We start from the raw sequence: 18,739 nt of genomic DNA on the forward strand, positions 1-18,739 counted from the left end.
AAAAAATAAAGAAAAATAATTTTCGACAGAAGGAATTTCCTCTCTCATGTCGAAAATTTAACCTGTAAGGAAATGTACGAAATGATGTTTAAATTAAAGGAGGATACCGTTTTGCAAAAAATTGAGGTATTGCTGGCCGATGATAATCGTGAATTTACGAATTTGCTTGCCGAATATATATCCGAACAGGAAGATATGGAAGTAACCGGGATTGCTTACAACGGAGAAGAAGTTCTGCAATTGCTGGAACAGACTCGTAATGTGCCGGATGTATTGATTCTGGACATTATCATGCCTCACCTGGATGGTCTGGGTGTGCTTGAGCGTCTGCGTAATTTGAATCTGTCTCCACAGCCTAAGGTCATCATGTTAACTGCATTCGGGCAAGAGAATATCACACAGCGTGCCGTGCAACTCGGAGCTTCATATTACATCTTGAAACCATTTGACATGGAAGTTCTAGCGAATCGTGTGCGTCAGCTTGTTGGTTCACAAACAACGATGTCATCGAATAATAGCAACAGCAGCTCATCCATGTTTATGAGTAAGTCTAATGTGGTGCCTATGGGCAAACACAAAAATTTGGATGCGAGCATTACATCGATCATACATGAAATCGGCGTTCCTGCGCATATTAAAGGATATCAGTATTTGCGTGAAGCCATCACAATGGTGTACAACAATATCGAAATTTTGGGTGCAATCACCAAAACGTTGTATCCAGCTATTGCCGAAAAATTCAAAACCACGCCGTCTCGCGTCGAACGTGCCATCCGTCATGCCATTGAAGTGGCATGGACTCGTGGTAACATCGACAGCATCAGCCACCTGTTTGGCTACACCATCAACATCAGCAAGTCGAAACCGACTAATAGTGAATTCATCGCGATGGTTGCTGACAAGCTGAGAATTGAGCATAAGGTGTCTTGAAAGGATCCGGAACAACACATTTGAGAACTTATTATGGATGAGTGTCATTCGTGACAAATATCCACATAAATGAATTTATCTAAACCCAGTAGACGAATTAAGTTTACTGGGTTTTATTTTTTTGTAACTGGATATAACAATCCAGTACATAGCGGTTTTTTGTTACAATCCACTGTTAACAACTCTCTTAAAAGGTGTATAAAAGTATACGTTTTCTAGTGGAGGGCTTACATGATTAATCAGTATTGGCTTGGGAGTGTTCTATTCTGCCAGTAAGGAGGAGCATTAGAAGCTTTTTCGTGAGTATTCAGTCAAGATAGGCATTGACCCAAAATGGACCTCAGATTTAATTTCAAACTTTACGTTAAATTGATTCTTTTTATAGGTGAAGGTGGTACGATATGACTACATATTTTTATAACATTATAGGCATACCAAATTATACTATTTAATAGAAGTTTCCGATTCTACATAAAGAGCGATGAGAAGAAGGTGAGCGGTATATTTACACACATCGGTGATATCGCAGAAAATATTCCTGTTATTACGTCTGACACGAAATGTGAAGCTGTATATCGTCTTTTTAGATCTAATCCGAATCTGGAAGGTGTAGCAATTGTAGGAGCAGAAGGTATGCCGTCACTATTGATGCGGGCACGTTTTTTTCAACAGATTGGCACGCAGTATGGGTATAACTTATATATGGGGCGTCCTGTAGAGCTTGTGATGAACAATGGCCCGCTCGTGGTTGATTATATGGAACAGATCACGGACGTTAGTATTCAGGCTATGAATCGCTCAGAGGAAGAACTGTATGACCTTGTGCTGGTTACATCCAAAGGAGCATTGAGTGGGGCGATCAGTATCCGTCGCTTGTTATTAGCTGTTGCTGATGTTAGAGCCGAGATGGCAAGCTTCATGAATCCGTTGACGGGTCTTCCAGGTAACCGAATTATTGATGATCGTTTATGCCAATCCTATCTGCTGGAGCGCTTTAGCGTGCTATATCTAGATCTCGATTATTTTAAGTCATATAACGATAGTTATGGTTTTAAAATGGGGGACGCGCTTATCCAAGCAACCGCTGATTTGTTGCGTCAATATTTTACTGTGCCAGAGGCATTTTTAGGTCATATCGGCGGCGATGATTTTATTGTTATTTTGAATCACCATGAATTTCGTAAAGACTGCGAGGAAGTTATTGCAGGCTTTGAAAAGCTCAAAAGGGAGTTTTATAACAGCCAAGATTTAGAAAATAATCACGTTGTAGGGGCAGGACGCTCTGGACTACACGGTCAGATTCCTCTCGTTTCTCTGTCTATATCGGTTGTTACGAATCGCTCCAAAAGCTTTGCTCACATTGATGAGGTCATTCATGAGGCGACACGGATTAAGAAAATTTGTAAATCAACGATAGGCAGCATTATTTGTGACAATGAAGAGACGGTGAGAAGTCTTAATCCTTAGTTTAAAGATATATCTATCTTCTAAAAACGATAAAAAACCGTTACCAGATCGATGAGTAAAATCACATTTGGTAACGGTTTTTCGTGTCTACATGTATACATTATGTAATTGGCCTAGATTCGAACATCAATAGACGGATAGGTTTGAACGTTTGCGCTATCTTGTGTTGTAGCTGTGTTAGATTTTTGATCCTGTGGAAGCGATGAATCTTGGGCTGACTTAGAAGTCTCTCCTGTTTGTTTGTCTTCAATAGTGTGCTCTTCGGATGCAGAAGTAGAAGGAACCGTTGTTGCTCTCTGGCTCGATGGCTGATGGATGTCCTTAATTAATTCCCCAAGCTTCTGATCTACTTTATGAATTTGGGACTGCATATCTTGTACAGCCTCACGTTTTTTCTGGAAAACGGTGCGCTCCGCATTAGCGAGCATATCTGATTTTCCTGTATCATTCTCCGCATTAATCTCCAAGACCAGCCGATCGAATTTGGTTTCGCCTTCAATCGTTTGAATCGAGCTGTTCATCCGTTCGCGCATCCCAACTAATTTCCCTAGCTGATCATAAGTTTGACTATTCTTAATTAGGTGATCCATGGAAGGAAGCTGATTCTCTTCATTGGGTTTATTGTTTTGTTGCTGCTGGTTGTTTTCAGGTTGTCTAGATTTATTCTTCTCCTGTAATTCCTCTGCCTTAATCTGAGCAATCTGACTGTCAACCTGGGCTATAGAACTGGTTAAGGATTTAACTCGTTCCGCTTTTGTTTTAATATCAAGCTCATCATTAGCTCTAATTTTCTGTAAATCTTCATTTAATTTGGTCTTTCGTTGCATCAGTGCTTGAATTTCTTTATCTCGATTGGACTGCATGTGGCTAGGATTGAAACTGTTATTGGATTTGGATGCAGGCGATATTGCACTCATCGTCTTCTCTCCTTATTCGTTATTTTCTAGACTTAATTACATATATCGGATGTTAGGTGAAGGAAGTGAATATTTTCGTTGGGATCTATCTTGTGTAGTTAACTAAGTATTGCATCTATACGCATTTTAAATGATAATGGTTATCAATGAATTGAGAGATAATGACGAAGGTGGATTGGAGAGTCATAGATGCATTTGAACGAACAAATTAAGCACTGGAATCAAGCGGCTGTGAAGATTTTGGATATTCGTAGGGTGATACTTAGGCCAGGAGAAGAGGTGAAAGCCTATGAATTGCCGGCAAACGGATTTATGTATACAACTCGTGGCTCTGCATGGATTAGAATAGATGGACAAGAGCATGAAGCGAATTCATTTTATATGCTCCATGTAGCCAAAGGTTCTCGTCTTCAACTTCAGGTGAGAGAAGAATTCGAATATGTAATTCTCTTTTATCGCGCATTTCTGGCGTTCCCCAATATTCGAAACACGTGGCGATTGGAGCAGCGATCGTCTTCTCCCTTTGTCCAACAATATGCGTTTACTCCCCACACACCACTTATTTTAATGAGGCATTTGGATCATCTGGAGAGGGCATGGTTTCAGGCGGATAATATGGATAGGCTCTATGTGAAAAGTCTGTTTTATCAATTTATCCATGAGTTAATGCTTCAGTTGTCCGCAGAAGAGAGCTCGGTGATGATATCAGATCCGGTGCAGCATACGCTCCGTTATCTTCATGACCACTACAGGGAACAGGTAACACTGGATGATCTGGCTGAACGCTTCAATTATAGCTCTCGCCACTTATCTATGCAGTTTAAACAGAAAACGGGTTCAAGTCCGATTGACTATTTAATTCAGATCAGACTGGCTGAGGCTCGCAGAATGTTAATCAAATCGAATGTGACACTGAAAGAAATTGCAGTAGAAGTGGGATATACCGATGTGTATTACTTCAGTAGATTGTTCAAAAAACACGTCGGCATCTCCCCGATTCGCTATCAGCAAAAGGTACGTGAGCAAGAGATTATAGAGGATCGTCCATTACAGGTCTCCGAATCGTCCATTGGCTGGAGATGGAAGCGAGGATATATTGGTTATGAGAATCATTATCAATATATAGACGGAGGGTCTACACCGATGAGAAGAAAGAAAACAACATCAGGCATGTTTATAATTGCGTTGTTAAGCTTAACCATGCTGTTATCCGCATGTGGAGCAGGTTCAGCCACGCCAACAGGAAATGAGGGTACGGCAGCGAGCTCCAACAATAACAATACGACAGTGGCTTCAACATCAGAGCAGGGCAATCAGGCGAATATAGATAGCGGAACCCGCACTGTATCTACGGTCAAAGGTGATATTGTTGTACCAGCTGATCCTAAGAGAGTCGTTGTATTGTATCTTCAGGGAGATGTTGTAGCCCTAGGAATTAAGCCGATTGCTACATCAGATGTATATGATGGGGCAGCTTACAAAAATGAGCTTGAAGGTGTAAACTCGCTCGGAACATGGTTTGAACCTAATCCTGAAGCAGTCATTGACCTTGACCCAGATCTAATTATTGTTCCTTCGGAGGAGACATATAATCTATTAAAAGATATCGCACCCACAGTCTATATTCCTTATGAGAAATTAACTACAGAAGAGAGGCTGGTCAACATCGCCAGTATTTTCGGCAAAGAACAAGAAGCCGAGAAATTGCTTACCGATCTGAACAGCAAAGTTGAAGAAAGTAAGAAGACACTTGCAGATGCAGGCATTCTGGATAAAACAGTTTCCATTGTAGAGGGTGGCTTCAAAGGCATGGTGGTCGTGGAAAGCAAGCAATTTGGTCGAGGCTCCCAAGCAGTTTACGAATACCTGGGCATGAAAGCACCTGATATTGTTCAACAGAAAATTGATGTCGTTTCGGATGCTGCTGGCTCCACTGTATCCATGGAAGTTCTCCCTGAATATGTAGGAGATTATTTGTTCCGCTCCACATATGAAGGCATGGACAATTTGACGGATAATCCGATCTGGAGTAGTATCCCAGCAGTCAAAGAGGGCCGTTTAATAGAAATTGATTTTGATTTCTTCTATTACTCTGATGTATATTCAATCAACAAGCAGCTTGATTTCGTGGTCGAACACTTGTTGGATGCACCAAAAGTGAAGTAAACGAAGTATGATGAGATAAATATCATGATTGTACAAAAAAGGTTTGTTATTTATCCATTGTAATTTGATAAGTTTCCCATTACACTAGGAATTGAATGATAATGAGAATCGATATCAAATGGTCGCGTGTTATGGATCGAAATAACGGAGGTAACGTAATGGACCAAACATTGGAATTGTATGATGTAACAATTATTGGCGGAGGCCCTGCTGGGATGTACTCTGCATTTTATAGTGGTATGCGTGATATGAAGACCAAATTAATTGAAGCTCGGGATCAACTTGGCGGACGCATGTTGTTTTATCCTGAGAAGATGATCTGGGATGTGGGCGGTGTTACGCCTACACTATGTGCTGACTTGATTAAGCAATTGGAACAACAGGCTAGAACGTTTGAACCAACCATCGTTTTTGAACAACAGATTGAAGGGTTTGAGCGTCAGCCAGATGGAACTATTATTTTGACTTCCTCCACAGGGGAGAAGCATTGGACTAGAACCGTCATTATGGCAATTGGTTATGGCATCTACAAGATGGCGAAGCTTGAGATTGAAGGAGCTGATCGTTTTGAGGTGACCAACCTACATTATACCGTACAGGAATTAGAACCTTTCCGTGGGAAGAAAGTATTGATCTCTGGTGGGGGAGATTCCGCCGTCGATTGGGCGAATGAACTTGAGCCGCTCGCTGAACAGGTGACCGTCGTGCATCGTCGTGAGCGGTTTGGTGGATTGGAGCGTAACGTTCTACGTATGAAGGAATCTTCGGTAGATGTGCGTACCCCTTATGCTGTGGAGACACTGCACAGTACGAATGGTGAAGTGATTGAGCAAGTAACCATCTCTCACATCGAAACGGGTGAAAGTGAATTGCTCGATGTAGATGCAATTATTGTAAACCACGGTATGAAGAGTGACTTTGGACCAATTCGTGATTGGGGCTTAGATCTTGGAGAGTGGCACGTGAGTGTATCCGAGAAGCTACATACGAATATTCCCGGAGTGTTCGGAGCAGGGGATTTTGTAAATTATGGAAGCAAGCTGCATCTCATTGCAGGTACGTTTACGGACGCAGCCCTTGCGGTAAATAGTGCGAAGCTGTATATGGATCCGGAGGCAGACAAAGTAGCTTATGTATCTTCCCATAACAGCAGGTTTAAAGAGAAAAATAAAGCTCTTGGTGTAGAACAGTAGATCAATTCATGGATCGATTAAGTGGACTTTGAATAAATAAATCTTCAAAATAAGGAAGCGGCTTTGGATCACCCAAAGCCGCTTTTTTACATGGAATTGTATGATTTTCCCTTATCTGTACATTCTAAAAAATGCAGTCTAATTGATTCGGTTATGCTCGGCTGTTTATAATAGCTTTAAAAAGCATAACAACTTGGAAATCTAACTCAATAATAGTGGAGGCAGACTTTAATGAAGAACGTAATCCGACGTGCATCCACCCACATTGTACAGTGGCTTAACTCGTTAAGGAAAAAGAAAGTAAAAGGCTCCGTTATTTATTTGGCGTTAGCGGGTGCTCTGCATCGATTATTGGTGGAACGGCGACGTGAGCGTAGTGCTTCAAGACGATTGCAGCAGGATCGGCCAATCGCTGATTTGAATGACATTAAGCTGGAGCCTGGAGACATCGTATATACACCGAGCTCTGAATCCACATATTATGCTGGACATATGGGCATTATTGGGCTCGACGGTAAGATCTATCATGTGCATCCATATGGCCCTGTATTTGCGGATTCGATGGAATGGTACCTGACTCGTTTTTATGCAGGTGATCGTTTTATTGTTTTTCGTTCTCGGATGAATATGGCAGGTCTTCGAGCAGCTGAATGGGTACAAGAGCACTACCAGCAAGTCAAGTTGTATCGTCTACAGACCAATCTTCGTAGTATTGAACGCAATTACTGCTCCAAATTTATATATCAGGCATATCAGTTTACATCCGGTCTTGACCTGTGGGGGAGAAAGTTCAAACGAATGAACATGGGCTATATCTATCCTTTTCGCATTGAGCGGTCATCTGCGCTTGAAGTTTTGGGCACGTATTATAAATAAAGTAACATAACCGACGCAGTTTTTCTTCTGATGTTAAGAGAAGAGACATGTTTTGTCGGTTTTTTTGTATGTATACCGATAATAAAAACAGGAAAAATAATAAAAACGTCGAATAGTTTATGAGATAGCCATGCACAACTTGGTTACGTATACATAAGAGCATAATTGCACAGCCTCAAGAACGATTTCCGATGAAGTAGAAAACAGGAAGAGTGAGAGAGATGAGATGGTTTGGCTTGATCCGCAGATCCATACAGTCTCAAAACGTAGTAAAGTTATCGAAATACATTGCCCAAAAAGAGAGGAGGTACTTCTGCTCGCTATGCAAGAAAAAGGTCAACGCTGTTCTCAACTATGCCGATATACAGGCAAAAGTTACAGGTGTATGCAGTTCCTGTAAAACGATTGCATATCGTAAGGAAATGTTCCCCATTTAATTAGAAAAGATGCGCTAAGGAAATAACATTACTTTGATTTATGCGCGTTTTTGTAGTACATTAGCAAATGTATTCGAAGGAGGATTCTAATGTACTCAGGTAGACAAGACGATACTTTATACATCATGACCTACACCTTAAACAGCGGTATCAAGGGTACGGTTCCACTGTCTAACAAGCAAATTATTGAGTGGCTGGATTGCTACAGAAATGAGAAGCGCTTTGTGACTGAGATCGGCAAAGAGTTCTTTGGATTGAACGCCGGTCTTGTGGCAGACTTTAAGGTTCAGAATCATTTATCCGATTATCAACAGACGATTATGCCTACTCAGCAACAGGATAACCTGGAGCGCTTGTCCAGTGCTTATAAATCAACCGAACTATTGATGAAGATTGATTGCAAATGTGGCACGGCTTACGTGACAGAATCTCCTTACAAGCGTACCAAGTGGTATTGCACGAAGTGTAAAGAGATTGTATTTCTGGATGCCAAAAAAGGAATGGTGGAAACGTCCCGAGGTGACGCTTACTACATGACCAACAAATATTTTGTCTCTCGCGATTAGCGAGATTCATCTGTGAAAGCATCGCCAGTGAGCGGTGCTTTTTTTTGTTTTGCTACACGTGAAACTGGGAGGATCATTGAGCGGGGCGGTAGAAGGTGATTTGATGGAGTTGAAACAGGATCGCTTAAGAAAATATAATGAAGTGAACAGTAGAAAAAAAGCCCCTAAGGGGCTTTTAAATATATTAGGTTTCAGGAGTAGCAGAACTCGCTGTTAAGAAACCAATATCCAAATACAGTGGATCTAACACTCCACCTTGTGTGGTGGGATGAAGCAGCTCCGGCAACGTGGCTCATAGGCTTCCGAATCCCCAATCATGACCACGGGGCCAAGGGTTACAGGCTCTCCATTTACAATTCGCTGCGTAAAAGCAGCATCTGGGCTTCCACATACTGCGCAGAATGCAGAGAGCTTCTCGATATCATCAGCCATGGCAAGTAGGCCGCCGATGTATCCAAACTCTTTGCCGCGGTAATCCATGTTAAGTCCATCTACGATGACATGTTTACCGCAATAAGCGAGTTCTGAGACAAGCTCCATAATGGCACTACTGAAAAATTGAACTTCATCAAATGCAACAACATCTGCATCTTTCGTTTGAGCTATAATCGTCTCCACCAGCTCGTTCGTCAATTGACGAGGAATGGAGTGTGCGGTCAATCGATAGCCGATCCGGCTAACAATTTCATCTTGGGCAAAACGATCATCTTCGGCGGGTTTGTAGGCAACCACCTTTTTACGTCCAAATTGGCTTAACTTTTGGCAGCGGCGAATAAGCTCCCCTGATTTTTCACTAAACATAGGTCCAGTAATAACGGTTATACGTCCTGTTGGCACGATGCTGCTACTCCTCTCACATACAGAATTAACGAACAGCACTCTGCAAAAATATTATTCTTTGAATGACCTCTATGAATGACGTTTGCAAAATGCTGACAAAAAAAGCGACCATTACAGAGTACCACAAAATCTTTGTTCAGAGCCAGAACTAATCCTTGCGGCTTTGTGTTACTATATGGAATGTGAAGTGGTTGGCGACGGCAGGTTACCATCCAGCAACGAAAGAGAGAGGTGTTACAATTGAGTGAAGGTTTAACTGAGTTACAGACAAGATATGATCGCTTGAAGGACCAGGCGGTATTGGATGAGACAACGCAGGTCTTGATTGCTGATTTATTGTCAGAAGTAGAGAAGTTACAGACCAGCAATATGGCCTTGCGTCGTACAATTCTTAAATCTTCTTCCAAAGAATCACGCATGTCGACAAAACTTAGGGATGCGTTATACGAATAACCCGGAGACTACTCCGGGTTCTCTTCTGTCTTCTTTTTACGAGGGAACAGAATACCTGCTGTAATTTTGGCAATCATGGCGAAGGTAAGGCCAATGCCTGCAAACATGTAGATCACGGTGAAAGCTTTGCTGAACCCTGTGGATGGCACAAATTCAGGATGGCCTACCGTTGTTAAAGTTACGGCGCAGAAATAGAGTGCATCGATCCAGTGTAAGCCTTCTACACGACTGTAGAATATAGTGCCGGATAGTAGAGTGGCCAACGTTAGTGCGAATAGAGCGATAAACTGCGAATCTTTAAAGGCGTGGAAAATTCCTTTCAGCAGCCGTTTGAGTGTAAGTAAAAAAGATATCATGTTGATTTCATCCTATCTATATTAATGTGAAACAGGATCTCACGTCGATTCCCTGAGACTTGCTATCAATGCATGTGGCTGAATCATTTTATAACGTACGAAAAGTTGATTCAACTATATGTATACACGGACAAAAAGCCCGGACTTATGAAGTCCCTCCGGGCGTCTTAGTCGCTTCGGGTGTGCTTTTGGAACGAAAACGAGGGCCTACATAATTTCTCTTGCGGTCACGAAACAGAATCCAGCCTCCCAGAAAGCTCATACCTGCTGCAAATAGGACAAGCCCGCCGCCAAAGGACAGCCACTGGAATCCAGGTGAGATCTGCTCATTACCGTGTTCGGCGTAAAAGAGAAAAAGTGCATCTTTCATCATTAGAAAACCCTTCATCGCCATTAAACCTGGAATTACCAGGATCATAATGGCCAAAAATCGCGCAAAGACAAGCCTTGTATTCATCATCAAAACCCCTTCTGCCTTATATCGACGTTAAATAAAGGTTGCGCTTACAGGTGATGTCTAATTCCATCATAGCTTGGTTTTGTTAAGCTGTCCATGAGGTTAAGGCCAAACTTTGAGTTGCTAGGTGAAGGAGAGTACAATGGAGTATAGAGAACTATAGCTATATCATAAGATGATCTATCAAAATTGTATTTATTACGCATTTCAACATGATTGAAATTATTATAACGATAGAGGAGAACAGATAAGATGCCTATTACATGTGATGTTGCTATTCTTGGAGGAGGAACCGGGGGATATGTTGCCGCCATTCGTGCAGCCCAGCTCGGTAAGCAAGTGGTCATTATTGAAAAGGACAAGCTCGGAGGAACCTGCCTGCATCGTGGCTGTATTCCAAGCAAAGCGTTACTTAGAAGTGCGGAAGTATACGCTGAGATTCAAGAGAGCGAAACCTATGGTATAGAAACGACTGGCGCAACGCTTGTATTCCCAAAAGTGCAGGCACGGAAAGATGCCATTGTTGAGCAGTTACACCAAGGTGTCCAGTATCTAATGAAGAAAAATAAAATTCAGGTTGTACACGCCAAAGGGCGCGTGATTGGACCATCCATCTTCTCCCCGCAAAGTGGAGCCGTTGCTGTCGAGTTTGAAGACGGTGAGATGGACACCGTGGTGCCGACCAACCTAATTATTGCTACAGGTTCCCGTCCACGTGTACTGCCTGGTCTAGAGCCAGATGGTCAATACATTATGAGTAGTGACGAAGCACTGCGGATGGATGAGCTTCCTGCTTCCCTCATTATTGTAGGTGGAGGCGTCATCGGACTGGAATGGGCTTCGATGCTGAATGACTTTGGTGTTGAAGTCACAGTCGTGGAAGCAGCGGAACATGTACTTCCAGCAGAGGATGAAGATGTGGCGAAGGAAATGCAACGATTGCTTGGCAAACGTGGTGTTCGTTTCCTCACAGGCAGCAAGATTTTAACTGAAACCTATAGCGCGCAGAAGAATGGAATCCAGATCGAGGTTGAGCTGGGAAATAACAAGCAGGAGACGTTAACAGCGGAGAAAATGCTTGTATCGGTGGGAAGACAGGCAAACGTTGAGAATATTGGACTGGAGAACACGGATATCAAATTGGAGCGAGGATTCATTGCGGTGAACAAGTATCTGCAAACTGGTGAAGGACACATTTATGCGATTGGTGATTGTATTGGTGGATTGCAACTGGCTCATGCCGCAAGTCATGAAGGCATTCTCGCTGTGAATCATATTGCGGGTGAGCAGGTTCACGCGGTAGAATCGCACCGGATCCCACGCTGTGTCTACACACGTCCTGAAGCAGCAAGCATCGGATTCACGGAGACCGAGGCGAAAGAGCGTGGATATGAAGTGAAGACAGGTAAGTTCCCATTCCAAGCGATCGGTAAATCACTCGTACAAGGTAGCCGGGATGGCTTCGTGAAGGTCGTTGCTGACTCCAAGACGAATGATATATTGGGTGTACATATGATTGGAACCCATGTAACGGAGCTTATTGCCGAGGCTTCGTTGGCACAAATGCTTGATGCTACACCATGGGAAGTTGGACAGACCATCCACCCACATCCAACGTTGTCGGAGATTATGGGTGAAGCGATGCTGGCGGTAGACGGAAAAGCGATTGGCATGTAACTTAGACGAGTTATGAGAAAGGTCCTTTCCTTTTTTGGGCAAAAGGGATTATAATAAGGTTAAGCCAAGTCTTAGTACCAGGTTATAAGATCGGGTTGTAAGACTGGCAAGGCTCTGATTAAAAGGAGGTACCTCATATGAGTTCACAAGGTACTGCAGACGCGGTTCACCGGCATCAACAGCTTGGACTTAGCGACGGAGAAGTATTAGACATGTACAAATATATGCTGCTTGCACGAAAGTTCGACGAGCGTTGCTTGTTGCTTCAGCGGGCCGGCAAAATTAACTTTCACGTATCTGGTGTAGGTCAGGAAGCTGCACAAGTGGGTGCTGCTTTTGGACTTGATCGGAATAACGATTATTATTTACCTTATTATCGCGATTACGGATTCGTACTCGCAGTTGGCATGACTCCACGTGAGTTAATGTTATCTGCCTTTGCCAAAGCAGAGGATCCGAACAGTGGCGGCCGTCAGATGCCAGGTCACTTTGGTCACAAAAAGCTGCGGATTGTTACAGGCTCCAGCCCAGTGACAACGCAGGTTCCACATGCCGTAGGCTTCGCACTTGCAGCCAAAATGAAGAAACAGGAGTTTGTTTCTTTTGTTACCTTTGGCGAAGGGTCAAGTAATCAGGGGGACTTCCATGAGGGAGCCAACTTTGCAGGTGTGCATAAGTTGCCTGTAATTATCATGTGTGAGAATAACCAATATGCCATTTCAGTACCGATTCACAAGCAGCTTAGTGGTAAAGTATCGGATCGTGCATTGGGTTATGGTTTCCCAGGTATTCGTGTGGATGGGAACGATGCATTAGAAGTATATGCTGCGGTTAAGGAAGCACGTCGCCGTGCAATCGCTGGCGAAGGACCTACACTTATTGAAGCGATGATGTACCGTTTGTCACCACACTCCACTTCTGATAACGATCTGGCTTACCGGACGAAAGAAGAAGTTGAGGAAAACTGGAAAAAAGACGGCGTGCCTCGTATGAAAAACTATTTGATCGATTGCGGCATCTGGGATGAAGCCCGGGATGCGGATCTGGCTTCCCAGCTCGCGCTGGAAATGAAAGAAGCGACTGAATATGCAGACAACGCGCCATATCCGAAACCTGAGGACACTCTGACGCACGTATATGCGGACAGCGAAGAAGGGGGACGGTAAACATGGCGGTTATGGAATATATTGATGCAATCCGTCTGGCGATGAAGGAAGAGATGGAGCGAGACGAGAATGTGTTTGTGCTCGGTGAAGACGTCGGAGTCAAGGGCGGCGTGTTCACAACGACCAAAGGACTGCAAGAGCAGTTTGGCGACATGCGTGTTATGGATACACCGTTGTCTGAGTCGGCAATTGCGGGTGTAGCTATTGGTGCGGCAATGTATGGCATGAAGCCAATTGCTGAGATGCAGTATTCGGATTTCATGTTGCCGGCAACGAACCAGATCATCAGCGAAGCAGCCAAAATCCGCTATCGCTCTAACAATGACTGGAGTTGTCCTATTGTCATCCGCGCACCAATCGGCGGCGGTATTTTTGGTGGACTGTATCACTCCCAATGTCCAGAATCAATCTTTTTTGGTACGCCAGGATTGAAGATTGTAGCTCCTTATTCGGCATATGATGCCAAAGGGCTACTCAAGGCGGCTGTTCGTGATCCAGATCCAGTACTCTTTTTTGAGAACAAAAAATGTTACAAACTGATTAAGGAAGATGTACCAGAGGATGATTACATCGTTCCGATCGGCAAAGCCAACGTGCTTCGCGAAGGTGCGGATATTACGGTGATTGGATACAGTCAACCATTACACTTTGTTATGCAGGCTGCAGAAGAACTCGAGCGTGAAGAAGGAATTACAGCCCACGTTCTTGACTTGCGTACATTACAACCGCTTGATCGTGAAGCTATTATTGCATCCGCAAGATTGACGGGCAAAGTGCTGATTGTACATGAAGATAACAAAACAGGCGGCGTCGGTGCCGAAGTTGCTGCCATTATTAGCGAAGAATGCCTGTTCGATCTGGATGCGCCGATTCAGCGCTTGTGCGGTCCAGATGTGCCAGCTATGCCAATTAGCCCTACCTTGGAGAAGTTTTATATGCTGAGCAAGGATAAAGCTAAGCAAGCAATGCGCACACTTGCCGAGTATTAATGTTCAATAGAATGCCGCAATTCCATTATGAGGTTAAATGTAAAGTTTGGAGTGATAAAACCAATGAGTATGAAATGGATCGAGGTCATTATGCCGCAACTGGCGGAATCGCTGGTCTCGGCTACCATAGCGAAATGGTTGAAAAAACCGGGCGATCAAGTGGAGCAGTACGAGCCGATCTGTGAAGTCATTACGGATAAAGTTAATGCTGAGATTCCATCGACTGTTGATGGCATTATGGGCGATCTTCTCGCAGAGGAAGGCACGACTATTGCTGTAGGCGAAGTGATTTGCCGTATGCAAGTTGAAGCATCTGAACAAGAATTGGCTGTACAAGAGACGCGGGCATCGCAGGAGCTACATCAAGAGCCAGTTCGTGCACAGCAAGCTTCGGTTCAGTCCACGGTTACAAATGCTGGCGGTTCAATGGTACATGACCCGAATCAGCCGATGCGTAACCGGTATTCCCCGGCAGTACAGACACTGGCAGCGGAACACGGCTTGAATTTACAGAGCATCCAAGGTACAGGTGCGGGTGGACGTATTACACGTAAAGACGTACTTGCAGTCATTGCACAAGGTGGACAAGGAGCGGTATCTACGCAGGCTGCACCATCGACTGGGCAGAATGCTTCCGTTGGAGGATCAGCTGCTTCGCCGTCACCGTTTAGTGGCCTGAATCGGAATGATGCACAAGTTTCTAATGCTGCTCCAGGTGCTGCTGTTCCGGCTGCTGATGCTGGTATTCCAGTCAGACATTCGGGCATTCATCTGACCGAGAGTCCCAAAATTCCGCAAATTGAAGTGGAAGGCGGCGGACAGGGAAGATCAGAATACTTTATTGATGTTACCCCTGTACGTAATGCGATCGCTCGTAATATGCGGCAAAGTGTATCCGAAATTCCTCACGCTTGGACCATGATTGAGGTAGACGTTACTAATCTGGTCATGCTTCGCAACAAACTCAAGGATGAGTTCAAGCGCAAAGAAGGCATCAACTTGACGTACTTATCGTTCATGATGAAAGGTGTCGTTAATGCAATTAAAGACTACCCAATTATGAACTCTGTATGGGCTGTCGATAAAATTATTGTGAAACGTGATATCAACCTATCCATGGCTGTAGGCACAGAAGATTCCGTCTTGACGCCTGTAATTAAACATGCAGATCAGCGTAATATCGCAGGTCTGGCTCGTGAGATTGATGACTTGGCACGGAAAACCCGTGAAGGAACGTTGAAGCTTGATCATATGCAAGGTGGAACATTCACGGTGAACAATACCGGTTCGTTTGGTTCAATCCTGTCTCAACCGATTATCAATTATCCACAAGCGGCTATTCTGACATTTGAATCCATTGTCAAAAAACCAGTCGTAATTAACGATATGATTGCGGTTCGCTCCATGGCGAATCTATGTCTTTCCCTGGATCATCGTATTCTGGATGGCGTAATCAGCGGGCGATTCTTGCAACGGGTCAAAGAGAATCTTGAAGGTTATAACATGGAGACCAAAGTATATTAAGGGTTATATAGATTGAACTAGACATTTATACAAGAACGAAGAGGATAGAAATAACGTGAAGAAGCGAAGCGTTCGCCTTTATCCCCGGATTTTCCCTTTGGAAAAGGGAATTCAAAAAATCTGGGGATAACAGCGATCGGAATGTTGTTCTGTCATCGGAGTGGTCCGTGTAAATATTCTTTAGTTCAACTGATATAGCAACTAAATATTCCGAACAGAAACATCGATTGTAGATGTGAAATGAAGGGTTATGGAGAAGTGTATGGCCGTAGGCCGTGCACTTTTCCCGCTGTATATGGTTGAGCGCTCATGAATAGATTGCACATTGAAAGAAAAGGGTGTGGGAGATCATGAACAAGCCTATGGATGTGGCATACATACCAATGCTTGATTATGAAGAGGCTTGGAACCGACAAAAAGCGATTGTGCAGCAACTTGATGAAGGCGTGGGAGTGGAGCAGCTACTCTTGCTTCAGCATCCGCCTACCTATACGATTGGTTCTCAAAATCATCCTGAGCATCTGCTTCTAAGTGAAGAGCAATTACGAGAGCAGGGAATTTCCGTGTTTCAAATTGACCGCGGGGGTGATATTACTTATCATGGCCCTGGTCAGCTTGTGGGCTACCCTTTGCTTGTGCTCGGACGAGATGAAGATCTCGATTTACATGCCTATCTGCGCAGATTAGAGCAGGTCATCATTGATTATTTAGCAGATCAAGGTGTTGATGCAGGACGCAAAGAAGGGTACACAGGAGTTTGGATCGGGGATATGAAGATCGCCGCGATCGGTGTAAAGTTCAATCGTTGTAAGACGAGGAGAGGTTTTGTAACAAGCCATGGATTTGCTTTTAATGTTACGTCAGGGATTCAGCATGAAGGATTCCAAGGAATTGTCCCTTGTGGCATTGAGCAATATGGGGTGACCTCACTAGAGGATATGACAGGACACACCTACGAGATACAACGGGTTGCACAAGATATCGTCCCCTATTTCAGCAGGTTGTTCTCCTATGAGATGAATTGGATCTCAGAAAAAGAAGCCCTTCACCGTCTGTAATGGAGACAGTTCAAGACTTCATGTTTTAACCAAATAGTAATGGTTCAAGAGCAATGAATAGGGTGGAACCAACCATGGCGATTAGCATGATGTAGACAATGATGCGAAACCATTTTTTTCTTTGCATGATGAGCGAACTCCTTTCAACCAAGAAATAAAAAACCACAGTAATGTTATTGTACCGTATCCACGTAAGGGAGGAAAGTCCTATGATTAATCAAAAGCGTGTCGTAGATCATTTTATGGAACTTGTACAGATTGATAGTGAAACTAAGAACGAACAGAACGTCTCAAAGGTGTTAAAAGAACAGTTCGCAGCTCTTGGTCTCAGCGTATATGAGGACAATACAATGGAGAAAACAGGGCATGGTGCCGGTAATCTCGTTGTTACATGGGAAGCAGAAGGCACTGAAGGGGTAACCCCAATGTTTTTCACTTGCCATATGGATACTGTTACACCTGGGCAAGGAATTAAGCCTGAGCTGGGTGAAGACGGTTGGATTCGCAGTGATGGAACTACGATTTTGGGTGCAGACGATAAGGCTGGAATTGCTGCACTGTTTGAAGCGATCCGTGCGATTCAGGAGAACAAAGTGCCTCATGGCAAAATCCAGTTTGTCATTACAGTTGGCGAGGAGTCAGGACTTGTTGGAGCTCGGGCGATGAATCCTGATGATATCCAAGCAGAGTTCGGATACGCGCTCGATTCCAATGGAGCAGTAGGTACGATCTGTGTTGCTGCCCCGGCACGCGCCGAGATTCAGATGAGCATTTATGGTAAGTCTGCACACGCTGGTGTGAATCCAGAAGACGGTATTAGTGCGATTCAGGTAGCTGCCAAAGCGATTGCTGCAATGAAGCTTGGACGTATTGATGATGAAACAACTGCCAATATCGGGAAATTCCAAGGCGGTTCTGCCTTGAATGTGGTATGTGATTTTGTTCAGATTGAAGCAGAAGCACGCAGTATTGTTCAGGAAAAAGTGGAACTGCAAGTTTCCCAGATGCGTGAAGCGCTGGAAACAACTTGTCGCAAATACGGAGCAACGGCTGAATTCCGCAGTGAGATTCTGTATCCTGCATTTGGATTCCACGATGAACATGAAGTGGTTCAGCTTGCACAGCGTGCCATTCGCAGCGTAGGTCTTGAGACAAGCACGTTCCCGTCTGGTGGTGGCAGCGATGCTAACATTTTCAACGGTTTCAACATTCCTACAGCGAATCTCGCCGTTGGATATGAGGATATTCATACGACGAAAGAGCGCATTCGTGCGCAGGATATCGCCAAATTATCCGAAATTGTTGTTGCTATTATTAAGGAGACAGCATCGACGAGTACGAAGTAGGAGAGTTTAGTAAATAAGTTGAATTTGAAGCTGTAGTGAAAAGTCCGAAAACGGTTTGGGTACCGGATTCGGACTTTTTGCAAAAGCATGTTATATTTCGAGCATACGGATTAGAGCTTATTTACGGCCAGCAAGAAGATCAGTTATTTTGGCATCAGGACCCCATTCACGCAACCACTGTCTAAGGATAAGTTGTACCTGTCTAGCTTGTCCCACCAAATGTACGGATCGCGGCGTTAAATAACTGTTCATTGGTATCCCCCTGATTTCATCATATTAGGTAGCTTGCTCTATACGCTCACCATATGCCAAAAATCTATG

The 18,739-nt window shown here is 43.8% G+C and carries 19 protein-coding genes; 13 read left to right on the forward strand and 6 right to left on the reverse strand.

Annotated elements, in window-relative coordinates:
* Positions 1-111 precede the first annotated feature (111 nt).
* Both spo0A and M3636_RS29695 read left to right on the forward strand, forming a co-directional pair.
* Positions 112-930, forward strand: a complete 819-nt coding sequence (gene spo0A / locus M3636_RS04020) for a sporulation transcription factor Spo0A (RefSeq protein ID WP_128102617.1) — start codon at positions 112-114, stop codon at positions 928-930.
* Between the two features lie 492 nt (positions 931-1,422).
* Positions 1,423-2,397 carry a GGDEF domain-containing protein gene (locus M3636_RS29695; RefSeq protein ID WP_251381328.1) on the forward strand — a complete coding sequence of 325 codons (975 nt, stop codon included), beginning with the start codon at positions 1,423-1,425 and terminating at the stop codon, positions 2,395-2,397.
* A gap of 113 nt (positions 2,398-2,510) precedes the next feature.
* Here M3636_RS29695 and M3636_RS04030 read toward each other — a convergent pair whose 3' ends face one another.
* A complete protein-coding gene (locus M3636_RS04030) occupies positions 2,511-3,314 on the reverse strand; it encodes a hypothetical protein (RefSeq protein ID WP_251381329.1) in 804 nt (267 codons plus the stop codon).
* 189 nt (positions 3,315-3,503) lie between these two features.
* On the opposite strand from M3636_RS04030, the gene M3636_RS04035 reads away from it, so the two are divergent.
* From M3636_RS04035 to M3636_RS04050, 4 genes are all read left to right on the forward strand, one after another.
* Positions 3,504-5,480 carry an AraC family transcriptional regulator gene (locus M3636_RS04035; protein WP_251381330.1) on the forward strand — a complete coding sequence of 659 codons (1,977 nt, stop codon included), beginning with the start codon at positions 3,504-3,506 and terminating at the stop codon, positions 5,478-5,480.
* Positions 5,481-5,638: 158 nt separating this feature from the next.
* Positions 5,639-6,673, forward strand: a complete 1,035-nt coding sequence (locus M3636_RS04040; protein ID WP_128102614.1) for an NAD(P)/FAD-dependent oxidoreductase — start codon at positions 5,639-5,641, stop codon at positions 6,671-6,673.
* A 231-nt stretch (positions 6,674-6,904) separates the two neighbouring features.
* Positions 6,905-7,549 carry a hypothetical protein gene (locus M3636_RS04045; RefSeq protein WP_251381331.1) on the forward strand — a complete coding sequence of 215 codons (645 nt, stop codon included), beginning with the start codon at positions 6,905-6,907 and terminating at the stop codon, positions 7,547-7,549.
* 526 nt (positions 7,550-8,075) lie between these two features.
* On the forward strand, positions 8,076-8,552 hold the full coding sequence (locus tag M3636_RS04050; protein ID WP_017687614.1) for a hypothetical protein: 477 nt from the start codon (positions 8,076-8,078) through the stop codon (positions 8,550-8,552).
* A gap of 243 nt (positions 8,553-8,795) precedes the next feature.
* On the opposite strand, the gene M3636_RS04055 is transcribed toward M3636_RS04050, so the two are convergent.
* Complete coding sequence (locus M3636_RS04055) at positions 8,796-9,389, reverse strand: thymidine kinase (RefSeq protein WP_128102613.1); 594 nt, start codon at positions 9,387-9,389, stop codon at positions 8,796-8,798.
* Positions 9,390-9,632: 243 nt separating this feature from the next.
* Here M3636_RS04055 and M3636_RS04060 point away from each other — a divergent pair, with 243 nt between their 5' ends.
* On the forward strand, positions 9,633-9,845 hold the full coding sequence (locus tag M3636_RS04060) for a hypothetical protein (protein ID WP_251381332.1): 213 nt from the start codon (positions 9,633-9,635) through the stop codon (positions 9,843-9,845).
* A gap of 8 nt (positions 9,846-9,853) precedes the next feature.
* Here the strand turns inward: M3636_RS04060 and M3636_RS04065 are convergent, their stop codons facing one another.
* Both M3636_RS04065 and M3636_RS04070 read right to left on the reverse strand, forming a co-directional pair.
* The gene (locus M3636_RS04065; RefSeq protein ID WP_128102611.1) at positions 9,854-10,201 is read right to left on the reverse strand and encodes a potassium channel family protein; all 348 of its coding nucleotides are present in this window, start codon (positions 10,199-10,201) and stop codon (positions 9,854-9,856) included.
* A gap of 145 nt (positions 10,202-10,346) precedes the next feature.
* The gene (locus M3636_RS04070) at positions 10,347-10,661 is read right to left on the reverse strand and encodes a DUF2627 domain-containing protein (RefSeq protein WP_251381333.1); all 315 of its coding nucleotides are present in this window, start codon (positions 10,659-10,661) and stop codon (positions 10,347-10,349) included.
* Between the two features lie 249 nt (positions 10,662-10,910).
* Between M3636_RS04070 and lpdA the strand changes: the two genes are divergently transcribed.
* The 5 genes from lpdA to lipB all read left to right on the forward strand — a co-directional run bounded on the left by lpdA (position 10,911) and on the right by lipB (position 17,072).
* The gene (lpdA, locus tag M3636_RS04075; RefSeq protein WP_251381334.1) at positions 10,911-12,335 is read left to right on the forward strand and encodes a dihydrolipoyl dehydrogenase; all 1,425 of its coding nucleotides are present in this window, start codon (positions 10,911-10,913) and stop codon (positions 12,333-12,335) included.
* A gap of 137 nt (positions 12,336-12,472) precedes the next feature.
* Positions 12,473-13,501, forward strand: a complete 1,029-nt coding sequence (locus M3636_RS04080) for a thiamine pyrophosphate-dependent dehydrogenase E1 component subunit alpha (protein WP_251381335.1) — start codon at positions 12,473-12,475, stop codon at positions 13,499-13,501.
* A gap of 2 nt (positions 13,502-13,503) precedes the next feature.
* On the forward strand, positions 13,504-14,490 hold the full coding sequence (locus tag M3636_RS04085; RefSeq protein WP_251381336.1) for an alpha-ketoacid dehydrogenase subunit beta: 987 nt from the start codon (positions 13,504-13,506) through the stop codon (positions 14,488-14,490).
* Positions 14,491-14,553: 63 nt separating this feature from the next.
* A complete protein-coding gene (locus tag M3636_RS04090) occupies positions 14,554-16,014 on the forward strand; it encodes a dihydrolipoamide acetyltransferase family protein (protein ID WP_251381337.1) in 1,461 nt (486 codons plus the stop codon).
* Between the two features lie 350 nt (positions 16,015-16,364).
* On the forward strand, positions 16,365-17,072 hold the full coding sequence (lipB, locus tag M3636_RS04095) for a lipoyl(octanoyl) transferase LipB (protein ID WP_251381338.1): 708 nt from the start codon (positions 16,365-16,367) through the stop codon (positions 17,070-17,072).
* Positions 17,073-17,097: 25 nt separating this feature from the next.
* On the opposite strand, the gene prli42 is transcribed toward lipB, so the two are convergent.
* Positions 17,098-17,199, reverse strand: coding sequence for a stressosome-associated protein Prli42 (prli42, locus tag M3636_RS04100; protein ID WP_128102605.1), 102 nt, complete (start codon positions 17,197-17,199; stop codon positions 17,098-17,100).
* Positions 17,200-17,281: 82 nt separating this feature from the next.
* On the opposite strand from prli42, the gene M3636_RS04105 reads away from it, so the two are divergent.
* A complete protein-coding gene (locus M3636_RS04105; RefSeq protein WP_251381339.1) occupies positions 17,282-18,418 on the forward strand; it encodes a M20/M25/M40 family metallo-hydrolase in 1,137 nt (378 codons plus the stop codon).
* A 117-nt stretch (positions 18,419-18,535) separates the two neighbouring features.
* On the opposite strand, the gene M3636_RS04110 is transcribed toward M3636_RS04105, so the two are convergent.
* Positions 18,536-18,670 (reverse strand): Z-ring formation inhibitor MciZ, encoded by a 135-nt coding sequence (locus tag M3636_RS04110; RefSeq protein ID WP_145408370.1) that lies wholly within the window; start codon positions 18,668-18,670, stop codon positions 18,536-18,538.
* Positions 18,671-18,739: the final 69 nt, after the last annotated feature.

Origin of the sequence: Paenibacillus sp. MER 99-2, assembly GCF_023714095.1 — a bacterium.
Classification (GTDB): domain Bacteria; phylum Bacillota; class Bacilli; order Paenibacillales; family Paenibacillaceae; genus Paenibacillus.